Origin of the sequence: Vibrio hepatarius, from assembly GCF_018860525.1 — a bacterium.
Lineage (GTDB): Bacteria > Pseudomonadota > Gammaproteobacteria > Enterobacterales > Vibrionaceae > Vibrio > Vibrio hepatarius_B.
Map to the genome: position 1 here is coordinate 90,956 of NZ_JAHKPM010000018.1, position 18,668 is coordinate 109,623.

The window sequence follows — 18,668 nt, forward strand, 5'->3', positions numbered from 1 at the left end:
AATGTTTTAATCCCCCTATCGCACTCTTTACAAAGTATAGTTCAAAAAAGTAAAGAATATTATTGATTTATATAATAATTATATGATCTAGATTATAAGGCATGTTGTAATTTATTTCTCAAAACCAAAAACATCTAGTGCATTGCAAATTTTAACAATATTAAATAAGTTAAAATTCTGGCTAAAAGGTTACTACTATAATTTATTAGTGTCTAAGTGTTTTTTCAAAATTACACAATATTTGAATGAAAAGTAAAGTGTCAGACACTGAATGAATAACCTCTAACACTTATATATATGTTTAATGTTGAATATATAATGTGATTTTTCTTGAAATATATCTTGTATTATTATTGCAATACTTCTTACTCAGCTTACTTGACCTTTATTACATGATTTATGTTTTGTAAGAAAGAGTAAATTCATAGAAATGTTGCAACAAAATTTTGGTTAAGTCACTGAATTTAATTATTTTATTAATATTTATATTTTTCAAGATGCTTTCCATACAAACAAGGGTAATTAAATGGACAAGCTAGAGTCAAAAAGGTTTAATTTGCAACTAATCCGATTCTTGTATGATTCGGTTTCTATTTTAATAAATATTTTTTGATGCGAGACATCTAAGTGTTGTCTATTTGTCTCGTTATTTAGTCTTAAAATATAAGACTTAAACAAAGGTAAGATTAATGAAAAACTTATTAATGAAAGCATATACAGGTTACCAATTGAGAGTTGGAGCGTTAGCTAAGGATGAAAGGGGTGTTACTGCAATAGAATATGCGATTGTTGGTGTATCAATTGCGGCTATTTGTGCTTATGTGTTTGGTGACGGAGGTCCATTAGAGGTCGCTCTTGAAAATGCAATCAAAACTATTGCAGACTACATTGATGATGTTGATATGGACCGAAGAGGCTCAAGCTCATAACAGCTAAAATAGCAACCATGGCAGTTAAGTGTACCTAGTTTTACTAGATTATTTCTCTAGATTGGATGGAGTTAGGAACTTGCGTTTAAGTTATATCGCCATAACATTTTTTATATCATTAAGTGGTTTGGCTATTGATACACAGGCTGGACAAGTATTCTATGTTTTAGATACAAGTCAGGCTAAGCAGTCTGAGCTACTTGAAAATATAAATACCTTCTATAGAGGAAACGGTAATTTGACTGCGGTAGTAACTGTTGTCGATATATCACCAGAGCCGCAGTGGTTTGTCGGAGAAGTGACATATTTCAATGATCGGGATGGTGATATTGTCGCTAGCTTAAAGCCTAACTCTATACCTTCACTATTAGTAGTGGAAGCAAACGGGAGCATAACTAGAACTGACTTAACGTTCTTACAGGGTTCTAGCTTTAGTGATGAAAATATCAATTTGCTTTTGGAAAAATATAATGACGAGTAGTAAAAAAATATTATTAACAGGCGCGTTATTGGGCATCGTATATACCAATTCTGTTGGTGCTAGAGAAACTGTGAATTATGAAAAAAATTGCATTACGCAATCTGTTGACTCGAGCTCAATCACCAAATCTGTTAGATACTATGTTGTTAACTATGATGAGAATGGCATACAGTCTGCGAATCAGAAAGGGTCAATCTTAGATACAGAAAACGACGAAGTTAAAACAAGTGAGCTAGAGTCCTGTATTCCGATGGCTAATAAATACAATATCGGCGATGTGCTCTTTGATTTTGACCAATTTTATTTAAAAGATAGTCAGAAGCCCAAGATTAGAACAACGTACAGGAAAAAAATAGCAGGAAAAGCAGTTAAGCGTGTAGTAGTTGATGGTTATGCAGATTCAGTTGGTACACCGATATACAATATGCAGTTAAGTATTAGACGAGCTAATCGAGTTGCAGGGTATTTGGAGTCTTTGGGTGTCGACAAACGTCTTATTATGACAAGAGGGTTCGGAGAATCCAAAAATATTGTGGAAGATAATGAACGAGAGCGACCAGAAGAAAGGAAAGTGATAATAAGCGTTATATCAAAATAAATATTACTTTTTATCTTGATTAGGTCTAAGTCTAAGAAATAGCTTACTAGATGGTAGTATATTATGGAATATCTATTTTTATTTATAATACTACTTTCAGATCTTAGATATAGGAAGATATATAACCATCAGGTTCTTGTATTGCTGCTGTCACTATTAGCAGGTGGAAACTGGGCGGGAGAAATGGGCTTCTATTACTTTGTTATAATAATTTTTATAGGAACCTTACCCTCAGCCTTAAGATTTGTCGGAGGTGGTGATATTAAGCTTATCTCTTGCTTTTCTCTTACAATTAACCCTGACTATATGATGTTTTTTATCTTAATGGTACCTGTGCTAGGAGTCGCACTCTATCCGATGATTAGACTAACTGAATGGGTTTTGAATAGGAATAATATGACTACAAATAATAAAGGTATTCCACTTAGTTTTGCCATTATTACAAGTTTTCTTATTGTACAAAAATTGGGGGTATAACTTGAACCGTGATAGATTAACATTAATATTCTTTGTGATAACTCTTGGAGTTATCTTATTTCTTACTGATGTTTTTTCAGATGAAAAACCTGTAGAAAAGAAAGTAGATAATAACGAGGCTATTGTTGTTACGAAGATAGCACGTGATATCAGTGAAGGGGAACTCATTACTCCTAGTGATATAGAATTTGATCACATGTCTCCTGAAGAAGCAAGCATACTAGGTGTAAGTTCAGGTCAGACGATACAGATTATACCTCAAACAAGAGTTAATCGTGACTTAAGCTCTGGAGAAATCATTAAACAGTATGACCTAATCAGTTTTGGTATGCCCGGGTACTCAAAATACTTGCTTAAACCCGGAGAAGTCGTTTTTTATGTCGATACTAGCGAGCAAAAACTAACGGCGTCTATGATCTCACCTGGCGATAATGTTGACGTTTATACTGTTATTAAAGATCTGTCTAAAATAATTCCTTCGGTAAAAAGTGAGAAGCAAGTAATGCTTCCTTCAGGCGTCGATAACAAGGTCAATCAGATATTGAGCAATAGAAAGATATTATCAATTGATTATGACAAAGAAAACAGCAATATTATTATAGGGGTTGAGATCGCTGTAACAAAAGATCAATTGAGTCGGCTTGTAGTAGGAAAGAATGTCGGTCAAATATTAATTTACCAAAGTCTAGGTAATGATGAAAAAAATAAGAGCTTTGATTTATTTGATGTTGCTCCGAAAGAGAGTGTTGTAATTGAGATGAGAGGATAAGTTTTGAATATCTCTATTTTAAAAATACGTAGTATATACTTGATTTTGGCAATAGTATCCGTCATCAGCTTCAACGCTTCTTCAGCAAGTCTGAAAATATCTGATGATGAAACTAAAATTATCAGATTCAATGAGGATATAAAAACTGTTTTTATTTCTAATCCAGAAATAGCAGATTACAAAGTACTTAATGAAAGACAGATTGCTATAAGCGCGAAAAAATCTGGTCGCACTAAGATTGCGGTGAATAACAAAGATGATAAAACTATATATTCACGCACAATTATTGTCGACAGAGAGCTGTATGACGTAAAGGAAGCACTTAAGCAAAGGTTCCCATTCTCAGATATCAGAATTCTTAACCGGGGAGATCAAGTCATTCTATACGGTACAGTCTCCAGTGAAGAAGAGAAGCAAGACATCTACGACTTAGTTGGTACTTTACTCAATAAAAAAGTGAGTAAAGTAAAATATAAAAGTGAATCTGATAACACGATCACTATAAAAGTTGGGGTTGATGGGAAGGCAAGTACAAAGATACTAGATACTAATGTATATGAAGGCATTATAAACCGAATTGAAGTTGAGTTTCCTCAGCAAGTCAATGTAAAGGTACGTATTGCTGAAGTGTCGTCATCAATTGCTAATGAATTGGGTGTCAAGTGGTCTAGCTTGCTCAGTACGGGACGAAGAGGTCAGTCAGGTCAATTCGTAGTTAATCATGGTTTTAGTTACAAAGACATTAGCGCATTAGTTGATGCACTCAACACAAATAATGTTGGTAGCGTTCTTGCTGAACCTAACATATCCGTTATGTCAGGTGAAACGGCTGATATTTTGGTCGGTGGTGAAATCCCTATGGTTTACCAGACAGATGAAACTTATGTAGTTGATTATAAAGAGTTTGGTGTAAAACTTGATTTGGCAGCGACGGTAAAAAGTGAAGATAAAATTGTTATTTCAATTCTAACGGGTGTGACTGGTATTGATGAATCGATTGCGTCTGGAAATTATCCTGGCTTTAAAAAGCGTTCCGCTCGTTCAACATTACAAGTCTCGGATGGCGGCAGCTTTATCTTAGGTGGGTTAATTAGTTCAGAAGATAGAGAAAATTTGGAGAAGATACCATTTATTGGTGATGTTCCCATTTTGGGTGCCTTATTTAGACATACTTCTACCGAGCGTGTCAAAACAGAGTTAGTTGTTATAGCGACAGTAAACTTGGTCAAGGAAGTGGATCAAAGCAATATAACACTTCCAACTATGCAGAGAACATCAGATTTTTCTCGCTGGCTAGGAATTAATTTTGATCAGAAAAATAATGAATCACAACAGTTGCAAAAAGTGCTTTCTGACGGAGGATTTGAGCGATGATTAGAAAGTTTACCTTGGTTACACTGCTATTGGGTTTAACTGTTCAAGTTAATGCATCCGAAAGTGAGTTCTTCGTAAGAGAAGATATAAATAAACTGAATATAAGAACTGATGTCAACAGCCTAGAGAATGTATTAGATAAAGTCGAAAATTTTGTTGGAAAAAACCAGAAATATATCGATGAAAATATGTTTATCATCGAATGCTACAGTTCTCGCTGTGAAAGATTTGCGAAAGAAATAACAGTAAACCTTTTGAATAAAGGCAAAAGTGATAACTATATTAGAACTAATAGTATGTCTTCAAAATTGGGGTCTAAGTATGATATGGTCTTTAAGTTAGTTCAATATAAAGTCATGAAACCTAACTGTGGCAAGTTATCCGTAATGGACTTTGATAATGATTGGTATAAAACGGATGTAACTAATAACGAATATGACCGATATTGTAGTTCATTATATCTTGATACGCTCTCTTCTAAGAATTTAGATAAAAAGCTGAATCTAGAAGGAGGTAGGGAGTAATGGATATTTCTAAGTTAATTAATACCAGTTTTAGTTCTCAAAGTGAGGCTAGATCGAGAGTTATACCTAAGAAAAAGACATCATCTTCGCTGTTTATATATCAAAATAAATCCACACTTGATGATATATTTTCATTTCTTCGAGCGGAAGGCATAGAATTGCCTCAATCTATGGAAATGAAAAATGGAGATTCAAGTGCTTTAAATATTCCTGAAGGGATTACGAAAGTCTTTGTTGAAGTCGACGAAGGCGATGATATTAAGACAATATCACAGCCTATCAAAGATAAAACTGAGGTATCTACAAATATTACCGTAGTATCAAAAGTCGATAAGATATCTTTTAATATCAGAGTAGAAGAGCTAGGCATGAATTATGTCCTGTATCCAGGAGATAATAGTAAGTTGGTTGACTCTTTTAAAGGAACGACAACAGAGCGGAAGATCACTAGAAAATCAAAAAATATTACTGTATTCGGTGTGAAGGGTGGCGTTGGTTGTTCTTTTATTGCGACCAAGCTTTCGGTATCGCTTTCAAAGCAAAGAAAAAAGGACACGGCTCTTGTAAATTATGGCAATGGTAAAGGCTGCTACGATATATTCTTTGGTGATAAAGCCTTTCAACCTAGTCAAATTAGTGCGGAAGCTTGTAGCATAGATGTAGATTACAGTTTTTATGATTCTCTGGCCAACAAGATCAATGATAGTCTTAAGGTGTTCAACTTAGCGATCGAGGGTAACGAGGGAAGAGAGGTACTGAGAATCAATGATAGAGTTGTCTCGAGTACATCTGAGCATTGCAACTTTATTGTAAGAGATTTTTCTTCTGCTAGCTTTGTAGTAACTCCAGATCTATTAGTGAAAGATTCAGACGTGTTAATTATCGTTGCAGATTCGAGTTTTTTATCTCAGCGTAACCTGGCTCGAACATTAGTCGATATTAAAGGTAGTGATAAAAACGTAAGAATTATTACAGTAATTGTTCAAAAGTTTAAGGCTAACATAGCTTACCAAAAAAATGAGATTGAGAAGCTTATAGATTCCAAAGTCGACATCGTTGTGCCTTTTGATAAGAACTTAGATGACAATTTAGTTGATAAGTTGGATGTTTTCTATGGTTCAAACAAAGTAGGCGAATCTATTTCAAATATCAGCAACATTATTTTTGGCGAAGATATTAATATTAAAAAAAGTATTATCTCTTTAATAGCAGAAAAAATTACTTAGCAAAGTTAACTTTGCTAATTCGTGTAGGGTGCGTTTATGAAGTTAATTTCAGTCATAATCTGTGTACTTATATATGTTATCTTTTATATTTTCTATCGATATCATACTAATAGAAAGAAAAGAGATTTCTTGGATTCAAAAGGATCGGCCGACTTAAATGATAACCAAGAGGCCAATCTATTTGGTTCAGGTAGGATTGATGGTATATATGCTAGAATAATACATGAAGTTGATGCTTTTAAGTATAGATTGGGTGAAAATTCAAAAGGAAAACTTTTTATTTTTTTCCTAGCGTCACTAGCACTAGGATTTTGGATTTCTGATTTTCTAGTCATAAATGCTATAGAAGGTGTCCCACTTACTTGTTTAGTACTAGCAATATTTGCCTATATATATGTGAATAATAAGTATCAGAAGGATTTTAAGTCTAATTTCCCGGATGCTATTAACATGTTATCAAGTGCTATTAAGGCAGGAGAAAGTTTAGTGGGTGCACTAAACTATGTGGCGCAAACAACAAATAGTGTAGTTGGCAAAGAGCTAAAATGGGTAGCAGATAGATTAGTTATTGGTGAGACTCCTTCTCATGTTTTTGAAACGGCGAAAAATAGAAATGCTTCTTTTAGAGAGTACGTGTTCTTTCTTTCAGCTTTAAAAATAAATGTAGAAAGAGGAGGGCAACTCTCCGATATTATCAAAAGAATTGATAGAATAATATTTAATAGTTATGCAATGGAAAAAAAGAAATTTGCAATGACATCGGAAGCTAGATACTCGGCAAAAATTGTAGGTGCTCTTCCATTTATATTTTTAATTATTATGCGTTATTTGAGCCCAGAAAACTTTGAGTATGTTTTTGAGACAGAAACTGGGAACATAATTTTGTGGTACGTCGTCATCAGTGAAGTAATTGGTATGGGAATTATACATATGTTAATGAGGAGTGTTAAGTAATGAATATTTCTCTCGACATAGTGATCCCCATAGCTATAGCAATTGTGGTCACCTATATTATGAGAAAGTTTATTATTTCTTATAATAGAAAGTTAGCAATGAGAAGGTTTACTGACTCAGATAACTTATCTAGATTTGACAAACTCATGTTGAGTTTTTTCTCCACAGAAAGGACAAGCTTGTTTTCCGATGGAACAGATAGTACATATATTGAGCGGTATTTTTCAGATGGGGTCTATAAAAAAGAAAAAGTTGCTAAGATGATAATCGGTCTTGCCGGCGTATTATTAGTCCAATTATTTTCTGATGAGCTTGGAGTGTCTGACTGGATCTTGAAGTTTGCACTTATGGGTGGATTTTATGTTGTTGGAATGATTATTTTGTCAGCTTGGGTGAGGATGAGAAAAGCTGATGAGATTAAAAATGTCTCTGAAGGTGTGCCTTATGCAGTAGATTTGATGGCAATATGCGTCCAAACAGGTACAAGTGTCGAAGCAATGCTCGTGTACGTCGCTAAAGATATTAAGCTTCAATATCCATTGTTATCACTGATTTTGCTTAAAACGTATGATAGATCTAATGTGATAGGTACACGTGCTGCGTTGGAAGAACTTTCCAATAATATCGATATTCCAGAAGTGAGGTCTTTGGCCTATTCACTGAATCAAAGTATTAAATTCGGTACATCCATTTACGATGTACTTATGACGCTCTCATCAGATATACGTGAGCTAAAATTACTGACTATTGAAGAAAAAGTAGGTGCTTTATCAGCCAAAATGTCGGTACCTTTAATATTGTTTATTTTAATGCCGATAGTAATTCTTATTACTGCACCTGGTATATTTAGGCTTATGGGAGCAAGTTAGATGTTAAAATTATATGCAGTTTTTATTATTATATTTTTTAGTGGATGTGCGACCCAAGGATCTGATACAGACCTGAAAAATAGAGAGTCTATAATGATTAGTGCTCAAAACTATCAGGGTTTAGTTGATCTTTATACCGAATCAGTGAAAAAGAATGATTCTGCAGAAAATAGAGAGAAACTGGCCCATTACTATTTTCTTCTTGATGATTATGAAGCATCGGCTTACCAGTTAGAAAATGTCATTAAAAGAAAAAGTGCTCAAGCAGAGACATTTTATAATCAGTCAATAAACTATTATATGCTAGATAAGCTTATTATTGCAGAAACGATGATCAACCGCGCAATTGAAATGAAGCCAAATAATGCAAAATTTAGAAATCAAAAAGGTATAGTTTTAGCTCAGAAATCAGAATTTGAATCAGCAATAAGAGAATTTGAAAAAGCGCGATCACTCATATTTCCTGATGTTAAAATTAAGAATAACCTTGCTCTAATTTACTATAAAAAAGGAGAGTATACGAAAGCAATCACAACGCTTATGCCTCTGTATTTAAGAAATAATAACAATAAGAAAATTGTTGCTAATTTAATTGTAATTATGGCGAAAATGAATGATAGAAATTATGTCCTAAACTTATTGAGAGATAAGTATGATATGGATAATAGTGAAGCTGTATATGTATATAACAGACTAAGTCGTTAACAAAGAAAGAGTATCACATACTAAAAAAGGTATGCGTGCGGTTACAAATGTGCTTACTCTATCTTACTGGCATTACAAATAATAATAAACAAAGTACAATAGTGTTACTTAAGATACTGTTATGTATATTCATTTTTGTTTTTTTATTTTAAAGCAAAGTAAGGATATTTAAGTAGAGTAAAATGTCGGTTTGCTGTAAGTTTCATCGATTGTTGAATGAGCCATCTTTAACATATTTATATGATTTTTATTAAGTAGATGGTAACAATAATAACTACCCTCAAAACAGTGAATAATAGTCATTGTTGATGAGCTTTAATATTATAATGAATATTATTGACAGGAAATATTATGCTAAAGCTAATTTTTATAACAGCAACTCTTTTTTTAGTCGGATGTAGCTCTAGTAGTTCGCTAAGTGAACTGAGAGCTAAAGAAGAGTTGATGATAACAGCAGAAAACTATGCTGGTCTAGTCGATATATATACAGATATCCTTAAAAATGAGGATACGATTGAAAATAGGGAAATACTAGCCAAATATTTCTTTTTACTCGAAGATTATGAGTCCTCAGTTTTTCATCTAGAAAATGTAATTGAAAGAGATAATGTAAATCCAGATACTTATTATAATCAATCAATCAATTATTATATGCTTGGAGAAAATGTTACCGCATTAAAATTAATTGACTCTTCTATATCACTGAAAGAAGATAATGCTAAGTACTATAATCATAAAGGTATAATTCTTTCTAGAATGGTAAAATATGATCAATCCATTGAGGCTTTTAACAAATCTAGAGAGTTGCTTTATGATAATAAGAAAATAAAAAATAATTTAGCTTTAGTGCATTTGAAAAAAGGGGATTATACAAGAGCACTTTCAATATTAATGCCCGTTTATCTAATGGACTCCAATGATAAAAAAACAGTAGCTAATATGATAGTTATTATGGCCAAGCTTCATGATAGGGATTTTGTATACAACTTACTCAGAAATAAGTATGACATGGATAATAGTGAAGCTGTATTTATTTACGACAGTTTAAGCAATCCTAATTTTATATAGTGAAAGATTCTGAGGAAATATTATGAACTTCAATAAAGAAAACTTTATTAAGATTCGTCTCGAATTATACAAATTAATCGAAGCTGATGTAATTGAAAGTTTAACTCATCAAGAATTAGCTGAACAACTTTTAAAGCAGGTTGAGCAAGTCGCAAGGGATCATTCACTACCAACCACCAGTTCTGAAAAGCAGCGCTATGTCACAGAATTAGTGAATGAACTTGTTGGTTTGGGGCCATTACAAGAGCTCGTCGATGACAAGAACATCTCCGATATTATGGTTAATGGGCCAGAGAAGGTATTTATTGAAAGGAATGGAAAGCTTGAATTAACCGATGTCCGCTTTATAGATGAAATTCAGTTACAAACTATCGCTAAGCGTATTGCCAGTATGGCCGGGAGAAGGTTGGATGACTCGTCACCTATTTGTGATGCCCGTCTATCTGATGGAAGCCGTGTGAATATGGTTCTGTCTCCTTTGACACTTGATGGAACTAGTATTTCAATCCGTAAGTTCAAGGAAGATAAATTAAACTTAACTGACCTTATGAAGTTTGGTGCTCTTAATGAAGAGATGGCTAAATTTCTTATTGTTGCGGCGCACTGTCGTCTTAATATTGTTATTTCCGGAGGTACTGGTGCTGGTAAAACCACCTTCCTTAATGCTCTCTCAGATTACATTGCTGATGATGAACGGATTATCACTATTGAGGATGCCGCTGAACTTAAGCTCAGTAAAGTTCACACACTGCGTATGGAAACACGAAAAGCGAGTGCTGAAGGTACAGGTGAGATTAGCCAGAATAAGCTGGTTATTAATGCGTTACGTATGCGCCCAGACCGTATCATTATTGGGGAGTGCCGTGGCCCAGAGGCATTTGAAATGCTCCAAGCGATGAATACAGGTCACGATGGTTCAATGACAACTTTGCACGCAAATTCTCCTAGAGATGCCATTTCCCGTATAGAGAATATGGTCATGATGGGCCAAGCTAGCCTTCCTCATCTTGCTATTAAACGAAACATTGTCGATGCCGTTGACATCATTGTGCAGGTTAAACGCTTAAGCGACGGCTCTCGAAGAGTAACTAGTATCTCTGAGGTAGTGGGTCTTGAAGGTGACGTTGTGGTAATGGAAGAATATTTTGCGCTTGATCTGACCAAGGATTTATCCCAAATCGATCCGCAAACATCCTACATTACGCAGCCGATCCCAACTCGTTCTTCGGTTAAAGAGAAAGCCGGATTTTTCGGGATTGATTTTTAGTGTCCATAATAGTGGGTATGTGCCACTGATCGTCAGCTTTGTAAGATAAGGGGATAGTACATTGAGAAAAAGTCGAAAAAATCAGCGAGGCGTTTTGTCGATTGAAGTTGCCATTGGGTTTTTAATTTTTATATCCATCATTCTAACTTACTTCGAGATGGCCAGATATATATTTGTAACTAATATGGTTTCGGTTTGGAACTATGAGGTTGCAAGAGATACTCGAATATGGGACCAAAATGAGTCTGACAGCAGTCGAAAGGACGCCATGCTGGCAAGACAAATGGAGTTATGGCAGCCAGTTCTGCTCAATGCTGATATCAATGTCAATATTAACTATTTTGCAAATTTTGCTGCGCTGCGTGCCGATTCAACAGGCGGTTGCAAGGAGCAGCATTGTCGATATATGGAATTCGTTACTACTTATGACTACGCGCCTATGTTTCCTTTGGTTTGGTTTGTGCCTGACCGTCGTATCAGTTCACGGATAGTCGTGGAGAGGGAGTGGTTGTATGGAGAGAAAGTGGGGAATAGACCATGAAAAAAGCACCACCAAATAGGTTAAGTAAATGCCGAGGTGTATTCTCGATTGAGTTCGCCATTATTCTTTTTGCTATGTGCGGATTGATGTTTTTCTTCACCGATATAGGCATGCAAATTGTCAATAAAGCCCAGTTAGATAGAGTGAGTTATTCACTGGTTACTGTGATAAAAGATCGAAAGAAAATTGGTTTTCAACCTTGGGTGACTAATCAAGACTGTCAAGCTGTCAAAGAAATTGCGGATCGTTTGATGGGACAAGATGTGGGAGTGGCAGTTCATGCTGCTGCCTCTCCAGTAACCGTTGCGGGAATAAGGGCACCAGTTGTACCAAGTAGCTGTGCTGTAGGACCAGCTTGCCAAGCGGAACCTATCAACGATGAAGTTATTTTGTTGAAAAAGGATGCCTATGCATCAATTCCCAGGAAAACAGATACTTACAAAGTCACAGTATGTAACGCTACTCCATCAGCATTTAGTCAGTTTATGAGTGGAGTCAGTGACCAGTTCGCTCAGCAGTCTTCATCGGTAATGATTGGACGTAATATTGATCCTCAGTAGTTATAGGTATTGATGTCATGAAACATAGTGTAGTTAAACAGCAAGGCGTGGCCAGCATATTTTTTGTTCTTTCACTCAGTGCTATTCTTGCTGTTAATTTTTTCGCTTTTCAAAGTTTAGTTAGGATCAATAAACAAGTACGACTTGGAGATGCATCAGAAGCGGCTGCTTTAGCCCTGACAGAAATCTCTGATTTCCAACTTGCTCAAGTTGTTGGCGTTGTGGATATACCATACCCTGATCAGGGACAAGCTGAAACCTATGCTGCAGCCTATGTACGAGAGTATATGGGGACCACTGGCACTGCTACTACAGTTAGCAACATCAATGTTGTCAGATCACTGCCTAACAGAAAACATATTTCTTATACAGTAACGCCAACGGTTACGGATACTGAAATTTTTCCTGATATGTGGTCGATACAAAATGATAGCCAAGAGATCTCAAACCAAGGGAAAGCGGCAAAAGGTTTTCAAGGGCCAATTAATGTTGCCTTTGTTACCGATTTCTCGGCTTCAATGAGAGGGTATCCTTTGCTAACTCTAAAAGCGGTCACTGCAGAGTTAATAGCATATCTTGAAGCGACGAATAAGGGCTCTAAAATAGGTCTTTATCCCTTTAATACAGCATTTCACACTACTCCGATTTCGCGTGAATTTATGATTCCACTCGTTACAGACATACAATTGGCTGCGCAAACTTTCATTACCACTTTTGGTATGACTCCACCTTTGTTTTTTGAAGGGTGCCTCGCTCAGCCGCCTGGGATGGGAATTCCAGCAGGTCAACTCCCTTGTCCTGAACCTCTTTCGGTAATTGCGAAAAAAGTTGCACCTGTTTTTGCAAGATATGCGGTAACGCCATTTGACGTTATGCAATACAGATTTCCGATCCAAGCTCAGATTCCGGAGTTGGCCACTGGTCTCCTAGCGGTAGAACTTCCAACAATAGTGGATGGTTTGCCTGTTCCAAATCCATTAGGCTCACCAAGCTTAGTTCAATCTCGTTTACCTATAGGGCCTCTGGCTGTTAACCCATTATGGCTTGTTGATCCGGGATGGCCAATATTTGCGAACTTTTTCTTTATCCCTTTGGTTGATAACTTCCCTATGTTTTCTGCTCCGTTTGCACTAATGACTGCGGGTGGATTCACCTCAGTTTCTCAAGGAATGATACCGGCAGCTAAGGGGTTAGTAGCGACAAAGAGAAAGGACTTAATTCTGGGCAAGCGTCAGAAGTACGTTATGATTGTAATGTCTGATGGTAACGAGAACTATGGTTTTGAGGCCTTTACGCGTTTGGTTGGCTCAGGGTTTTGTCAGATGCTAAAAACTATGATGTTGGGACCAGACGATGACCCAAGGGACTTTCAGATGGCTTATATAGGAATTCCAACCGTTTCACCAGCTACTATCTTTCAATACGAAGCTTGTTTCGGCCCCGAAAATGTATATTGGGCTGCCGAAGCTACCCAAGTTAGAGATCGTATATTGACCATAATGTCCAAAGCGACTGATACCAAGCTCTATTACCGATTCGGCCAAGTATATGGAGAGTAACAATGTGCTTTAAACTCCGTTGGTTATTTTGATGATATATGAGTCATAGAAAATAAAAGACCTTGCTAACTCAGCAAGGTCTTTCTTTATTGCAATGATATATGCTGCTACTTTTTTTTGATACTTTATTCACATGGCGGTGCCATATGAATCACAGCCAACCCCCCAAGGGATGTTTCACGATACTTTTTATTCATATCTTTACCCGTTTGGTACATGGTGGCAATGACTTTGTCTAATGATATTAGGCATTTACTTGTTCTCTTTAATGCCATTCTTGATGCATTAATGGCCTTCATGGCGCCCATTGCATTACGCTCTATGCAAGGGACTTGAACCAGGCCGCCAATTGGGTCACAGGTCATGCCTAATGAATGCTCCATGGCTATCTCGGCTGCAATACAGATTTGTTCGTTGCTTCCGCCCCGCAAGGCGGTAAGTCCAGCCGCCGCCATTGAAGAAGAGACACCGATTTCACCTTGGCAACCGACTTCAGCTCCTGAAATTGATGCATTAGTTTTATATAAAATACCAATGGCGCCAGCAACAGCTAGAAAGTCTTTGATTTGCTTGGTGTCGAGAGCTTTAACAAAACGATGGTAATACATCAGTACAGCGGGGATGACACCCGCAGCTCCATTGGTGGGGGAGGTTACGACTTGCCCTCCAGCAGCATTTTCTTCACTGACTGCAAAAGCGAAAAGATTTATCCAGTCCATCACTTCCATGGGATCATTTTCAACGGCTTGGTTGGCCTCAAGCTTCTTGAGTAAGTTTGGCGCTCTCCGGGTAACCTCTAGGCCGCCCTCAAGTATTCCCTCGGTTTCGAACCCTCTTTCCATACATAAAGACATTACCTTCCAGATTTGATCTGCTTTCTGATCAATCTCTTTTGTGTCAAAAAAGCAGACTTCGTTTTGGAGTATCATGCCACCCAAACTAAGGCCTTTTTTCTCTGCCATCTCAAGCATTTGCTCAGCGGAAGTGAAAGGGAAGGGTACGTCTACATGGCTATCAGCGCTGCCATTTTCGAGTTCATCTGCAGTGACAACAAATCCACCACCAATGGAATAATAAGTCTCCATTTTTAGTTGAGTGTCTGAAGAGTCGTAGGCGGTTACAGTCATACCGTTTTCATGCAATGGAAGGTTGGTAGTATGAAAAATTAGATCTTTTTGGTAGTCGAAGCTAATGTCATGTTTGTTTGCTAAAAATAACTGTCCTTGATCAAATGTTTGTTGCAGTGCATGCTTCGCACTCTTCATTTTTATTGTGTCTGGTTTGTTGCCCATTAAACCAAGTATTATCGCACGATCAGTGTGGTGGCCTTTACCTGTTAACGATAATGATCCGTATAGATCTATTTGAACTCTTTGCACTTTCGAAATTGAGTCACTAAGAAGACGAGTAAAGTGATAGCCCGCTATCATCGGCCCGTTGGTATGCGAGCTTGATGGCCCAACACCGATTTTAAAAATATCAAAAATCGACAGCATAAATTTACTTCCTGTTTGAATGGTCTGCTATCCAGACTCTCATTAAATATAGTTAACAATTTGATAACCTAGACGACACTATCGATAAACAGGGTGTTTGTACAGAAATTATGAAAAGAGTAGGCAATATTTGAGAAGCGAAAAAGGCAAGGGTACCTTAAGTACCCCCGTTTTAAACTTAATTATGCTTTAACGCTAGGCGTGTTTTTACTGCGCCCAAAGCAATTAGGCAGTAGCACAATAGCTCCATTGATTCTTCAGAAACGTTCTTGACTTCGCGAACATAGTATTCCTGCATTACGGTATGCCAAAAGCTACCCATACCATACAAGCGTGAAAATACAATGAGCAAGACGACTCCGCCGATGAGGGTGTTCATATGCCGAACGTCTAGAATTGTTGCTATCTCATTGATGGAACGTTTGCCACCACGAAATGCATACGTGCAGGTTGCTACTGTGACAACCATTGCAGGTAAAACCCACGCGCCGTGAAAGAGTAAGTCAAACCAAGCGTCCGTTTCACGAATCGTTAATACTGCCAAGAATCCAAAAATCAAGGTAGCAGCATGGCTAAGATCTTCACGCTCTCTGATCAGAAGATAAAAAGTACTCGTTGATACCATTAGCATCAGAAATTGAAGTGACTCAGTGATAGATGTCTCACCTAAGCCATGTTTGAGTATTGAAAAATCAATGCGAATTGCTAAGTTAACTAAGATAGCTATCGCCAATATAACTAACGCATTTAGAGAAGATTTATACAGAATACTCTTTGATTTATCTTAAATAATAGCTTTTGCGCCTAGGTGCGGTTGGTGATCAGTAGAGTGTTCATGTTTCATAAAGACAACCCGTTTTTATGATTAAATTGTGATTTCCATGGCATTTTATTGTGAGTTTTTTATCAATTGTCATGAGATTGTCATAAATAAAACAGCGTTCGATTGTAATGTTATTTACCTGTAGCCTTTATTTTGGGAATGAAGAGCGTGGAAAAAGCGGCGCGTAAGTTTGTTAAACGATCGAAGGAGTCTAAACTAACAGTAGGGTTAAAATACCTATCTATTGGTCAGACAGTAAATGTGATGAAGCTTTGTTAGTCAGACTAAAAAGTGTAGAGATAAGGATATACAGATGTCGAAAAAGAAACATCGTTTAGTCACACGTAGCGACTTTGATGGTTTAGTATGTGCGGTTTTGTTCAAACAGCTTGCTCTCATCGATGATATAAAGTTTGTCCACCCTAAAGATATGCAAGATGGTTTAGTAGAAATTACCTCTCTAGATATAGTGACTAATTTGCCATACGTTAAGCAAGCACATCTTATCTTCGACCATCATTTATCAGAGACGATCCGAAATCCCGGAGAGCGACCTAACCATATTATAGATCCTGATGCACCTTCAGCGGCTAGAGTCGTATGGGAACACTATGGTGGCAACAAAGTGTTTCCTAAAGCTTGGCTAGGTATGATGGAAGCTGTTGATAAAGGTGATTCAGCACAGTTTAATCGTGATGAAGTTTTAGACTCGACAGGGTGGAATCTGCTTAATTTTTTGATGGATGCTAGAACGGGACTTGGACGGTTTAGGGACTTTAGAATTTCCAATTATAATTTGATGATGGACCTAATAGACTATTGTACTACACATACTATCGATGAAATCTTAGAACATCCTGATGTCGCTGAACGGATAGAGCTTTATAAAGAGCATGAAAACTTATTCAAGCAACAAATACAACGTTGTTCGACTGTACATAACAATTTGGTTGTATTGGATCTCACAGGAGAAGAAACAATTTATGCGGGGAATCGTTTTATGATTTACGCTCTATATCCTCAATGCAATATTTCCATACACAAACTGTGGGGTTTTCAGAAGCAAAATACGGTTTTTGCAACCGGAAAGTCTATCTTTGATAGAAGTTCAAAGACAAATGTAGGTGAGCTAATGTTGAAGTATGGAGGCGGTGGTCATAAAGCTGCAGGGACATGCCAAATTGAAAATGATAGAGCAGATAAAGTATTACAAGAGCTTATTGATTCTATAACGGGTGATGGTTAAGTCGTGTTTTTAATACTCATCAAGCCAATACTTGTTAAATATGGCTATAAGCATGTTGAGTGATTCCTCACCTGCAGCATTATAGATAGATGTGGTTATGTCAGCTATCTCAGTTTGCCCAAAGTAACTTGTGAATGCATTGCTCAATTTTGGTGCTGTAAGATTATTATATGCTGTGCCTAAAGCATCGAGAGTATCAAAACCATTATTGATCAAATTTAAGCGCAATGACACTCCAGGAGCTCGTTCTCTCAGTACTGAAATAAAACCTGCAGCGGAAGAATAGCCAAGTTGTTGTCTACTTGAATTACTATTATCACTGTTTATATGAGCACTTGCCTTTTCTACAAACAAATCAGCTTTCTTATTTATTAACGAGCCAATCCTGTTCTTTAGATAGGTATTCCTTACTTCTGGTTGATCCAGTATCGAATATTTAACGCCTGCAGCTGCTTTATGAAGAGTGGGTTTTAAAAATCTACTCTTAATTGGCTTATCAGTTTTAGGTTCTTGAGAAATGATTTCTTTCACTTTGTGGTATATTTTCCGATAAACAAAACGCTTCTCTCTTGTCAAGGAGTGATAAAAATCGTCTTTACCTGTATTACTTTCACTTATTTCTCCTAAAATTAATCGATTAGCAAAAGGCTGTATGGTTTTGTTTTCAATTCCGGTTATATTTAAATTGCCATTATTAATACTGTCTAATACTGCATGCGCCATGATACGTCCAATATACTCTCCCAGTTTGTTAGTTTTAGTATTGAGCATCAGTTTTTCCAATCTAACGGCAGCCTGTTCTTTAGGTATATCAATTGGCTGGTGGAAGTCGGCATTACATTCTGGGGATATTGGATTCTGTATTTGATTAATTTTAGTCAGACGTTTATTTCTAATGTGGATTTTTTCATTTATTTCCACAATGGAGTTTTCTATAAGTCTAATTTTTTTATAATTTTTACCATTTGAATGAGATAAAATCTCTTTTCGACAGGTGAGTTGTGTCAGTCGACCACTATCGAAATCTTGTTTGATTTTGATGATGCTTTTGGCCAGTTCAAGATTACCTACTTTGAGGGCTGAGGATGAAGAAGGATGTATTGGATTACTTGCTTTGATACTATGAAAAGTCTGGCTAAAAAAATTCACAACAACTCACTTTAATGAGGAGATTTATTACACATTACCCCTAGTGTTTTATT

The 18,668-nt window shown here is 36.5% G+C and carries 20 protein-coding genes; 17 read left to right on the plus strand and 3 right to left on the minus strand.

All coding sequences use genetic code 11. The annotated features are described in order from the left end of the window. Window positions 1–689: 689 nt before the first annotated feature. The 16 genes from KO511_RS05730 (at window position 690) to KO511_RS05805 (ending at window position 13,901) form a co-directional block, all read left to right on the plus strand. A complete protein-coding gene (locus KO511_RS05730; protein WP_436840208.1) occupies window positions 690–929 on the plus strand; it encodes a Flp family type IVb pilin in 240 nt (79 codons plus the stop codon). Window positions 930–1,008: 79 nt separating this feature from the next. Then, entirely contained in the window at window positions 1,009–1,410 is a 402-nt protein-coding gene (locus tag KO511_RS05735) for a hypothetical protein (protein WP_215986518.1), read from the plus strand. Beyond that, window positions 1,400–2,008: an OmpA family protein gene (locus KO511_RS22230; protein ID WP_252724256.1), complete on the plus strand. Its 609-nt coding sequence runs from the start codon at window positions 1,400–1,402 to the stop codon at window positions 2,006–2,008. The genes KO511_RS05735 and KO511_RS22230 overlap by 11 nt, the downstream gene beginning before the upstream one ends. A 63-nt stretch (window positions 2,009–2,071) precedes the next feature. Continuing rightward, window positions 2,072–2,485, plus strand: coding sequence for a prepilin peptidase (locus KO511_RS05745; protein WP_215986519.1), 414 nt, complete (start codon window positions 2,072–2,074; stop codon window positions 2,483–2,485). Between the two features lies 1 nt (window position 2,486). Further along, window positions 2,487–3,254, plus strand: coding sequence for an RcpC/CpaB family pilus assembly protein (locus KO511_RS05750; protein WP_215986520.1), 768 nt, complete (start codon window positions 2,487–2,489; stop codon window positions 3,252–3,254). Between the two features lie 3 nt (window positions 3,255–3,257). Next, window positions 3,258–4,628, plus strand: coding sequence for a type II and III secretion system protein family protein (locus tag KO511_RS05755; protein WP_215986521.1), 1,371 nt, complete (start codon window positions 3,258–3,260; stop codon window positions 4,626–4,628). Then, complete coding sequence (locus KO511_RS05760) at window positions 4,625–5,152, plus strand: hypothetical protein (protein ID WP_215986522.1); 528 nt, start codon at window positions 4,625–4,627, stop codon at window positions 5,150–5,152. The genes KO511_RS05755 and KO511_RS05760 overlap by 4 nt, the downstream gene beginning before the upstream one ends. Beyond that, on the plus strand, window positions 5,152–6,378 hold the full coding sequence (locus tag KO511_RS05765; RefSeq protein WP_215986523.1) for an AAA family ATPase: 1,227 nt from the start codon (window positions 5,152–5,154) through the stop codon (window positions 6,376–6,378). The genes KO511_RS05760 and KO511_RS05765 overlap by 1 nt, the downstream gene beginning before the upstream one ends. 129 nt (window positions 6,379–6,507) lie before the next feature. Next, on the plus strand, window positions 6,508–7,332 hold the full coding sequence (locus KO511_RS05770) for a type II secretion system F family protein (RefSeq protein WP_215986524.1): 825 nt from the start codon (window positions 6,508–6,510) through the stop codon (window positions 7,330–7,332). Further along, the gene (locus KO511_RS05775; RefSeq protein WP_215986525.1) at window positions 7,332–8,201 is read left to right on the plus strand and encodes a type II secretion system F family protein; all 870 of its coding nucleotides are present in this window, start codon (window positions 7,332–7,334) and stop codon (window positions 8,199–8,201) included. The genes KO511_RS05770 and KO511_RS05775 overlap by 1 nt, the downstream gene beginning before the upstream one ends. Beyond that, entirely contained in the window at window positions 8,202–8,906 is a 705-nt protein-coding gene (locus KO511_RS05780) for a tetratricopeptide repeat protein (protein ID WP_215986526.1), read from the plus strand. It begins immediately after the preceding gene. 351 nt (window positions 8,907–9,257) lie between these two features. Then, window positions 9,258–9,974 carry a tetratricopeptide repeat protein gene (locus KO511_RS05785; protein ID WP_215986527.1) on the plus strand — a complete coding sequence of 239 codons (717 nt, stop codon included), beginning with the start codon at window positions 9,258–9,260 and terminating at the stop codon, window positions 9,972–9,974. Window positions 9,975–9,996: 22 nt separating this feature from the next. Next, complete coding sequence (locus KO511_RS05790; RefSeq protein WP_215986528.1) at window positions 9,997–11,241, plus strand: CpaF family protein; 1,245 nt, start codon at window positions 9,997–9,999, stop codon at window positions 11,239–11,241. Between the two features lie 61 nt (window positions 11,242–11,302). Continuing rightward, complete coding sequence (locus tag KO511_RS05795) at window positions 11,303–11,782, plus strand: TadE/TadG family type IV pilus assembly protein (protein WP_215986529.1); 480 nt, start codon at window positions 11,303–11,305, stop codon at window positions 11,780–11,782. After that, window positions 11,779–12,342: a tight adherence pilus pseudopilin TadF gene (gene tadF / locus KO511_RS05800; RefSeq protein ID WP_215986530.1), complete on the plus strand. Its 564-nt coding sequence runs from the start codon at window positions 11,779–11,781 to the stop codon at window positions 12,340–12,342. Before KO511_RS05795 ends, tadF begins: the two co-directional genes overlap by 4 nt. 17 nt (window positions 12,343–12,359) lie before the next feature. Beyond that, window positions 12,360–13,901 (plus strand): hypothetical protein, encoded by a 1,542-nt coding sequence (locus KO511_RS05805; protein WP_215986531.1) that lies wholly within the window; start codon window positions 12,360–12,362, stop codon window positions 13,899–13,901. 125 nt (window positions 13,902–14,026) lie between these two features. Here KO511_RS05805 and KO511_RS05810 read toward each other — a convergent pair whose 3' ends face one another. Together KO511_RS05810 and KO511_RS05815 are read right to left on the minus strand one after the other, a co-directional pair. After that, complete coding sequence (locus KO511_RS05810; protein WP_215986532.1) at window positions 14,027–15,397, minus strand: L-serine ammonia-lyase; 1,371 nt, start codon at window positions 15,395–15,397, stop codon at window positions 14,027–14,029. 178 nt (window positions 15,398–15,575) lie between these two features. Continuing rightward, entirely contained in the window at window positions 15,576–16,130 is a 555-nt protein-coding gene (locus KO511_RS05815; protein ID WP_436840209.1) for a hypothetical protein, read from the minus strand. A 403-nt stretch (window positions 16,131–16,533) separates the two neighbouring features. On the opposite strand from KO511_RS05815, the gene KO511_RS05820 reads away from it, so the two are divergent. Continuing rightward, window positions 16,534–17,466, plus strand: a complete 933-nt coding sequence (locus KO511_RS05820; protein WP_215986533.1) for an exopolyphosphatase — start codon at window positions 16,534–16,536, stop codon at window positions 17,464–17,466. 9 nt (window positions 17,467–17,475) lie between these two features. On the opposite strand, the gene KO511_RS05825 is transcribed toward KO511_RS05820, so the two are convergent. Continuing rightward, window positions 17,476–18,615, minus strand: coding sequence for a hypothetical protein (locus KO511_RS05825; protein WP_215986534.1), 1,140 nt, complete (start codon window positions 18,613–18,615; stop codon window positions 17,476–17,478). Window positions 18,616–18,668: the final 53 nt, after the last annotated feature.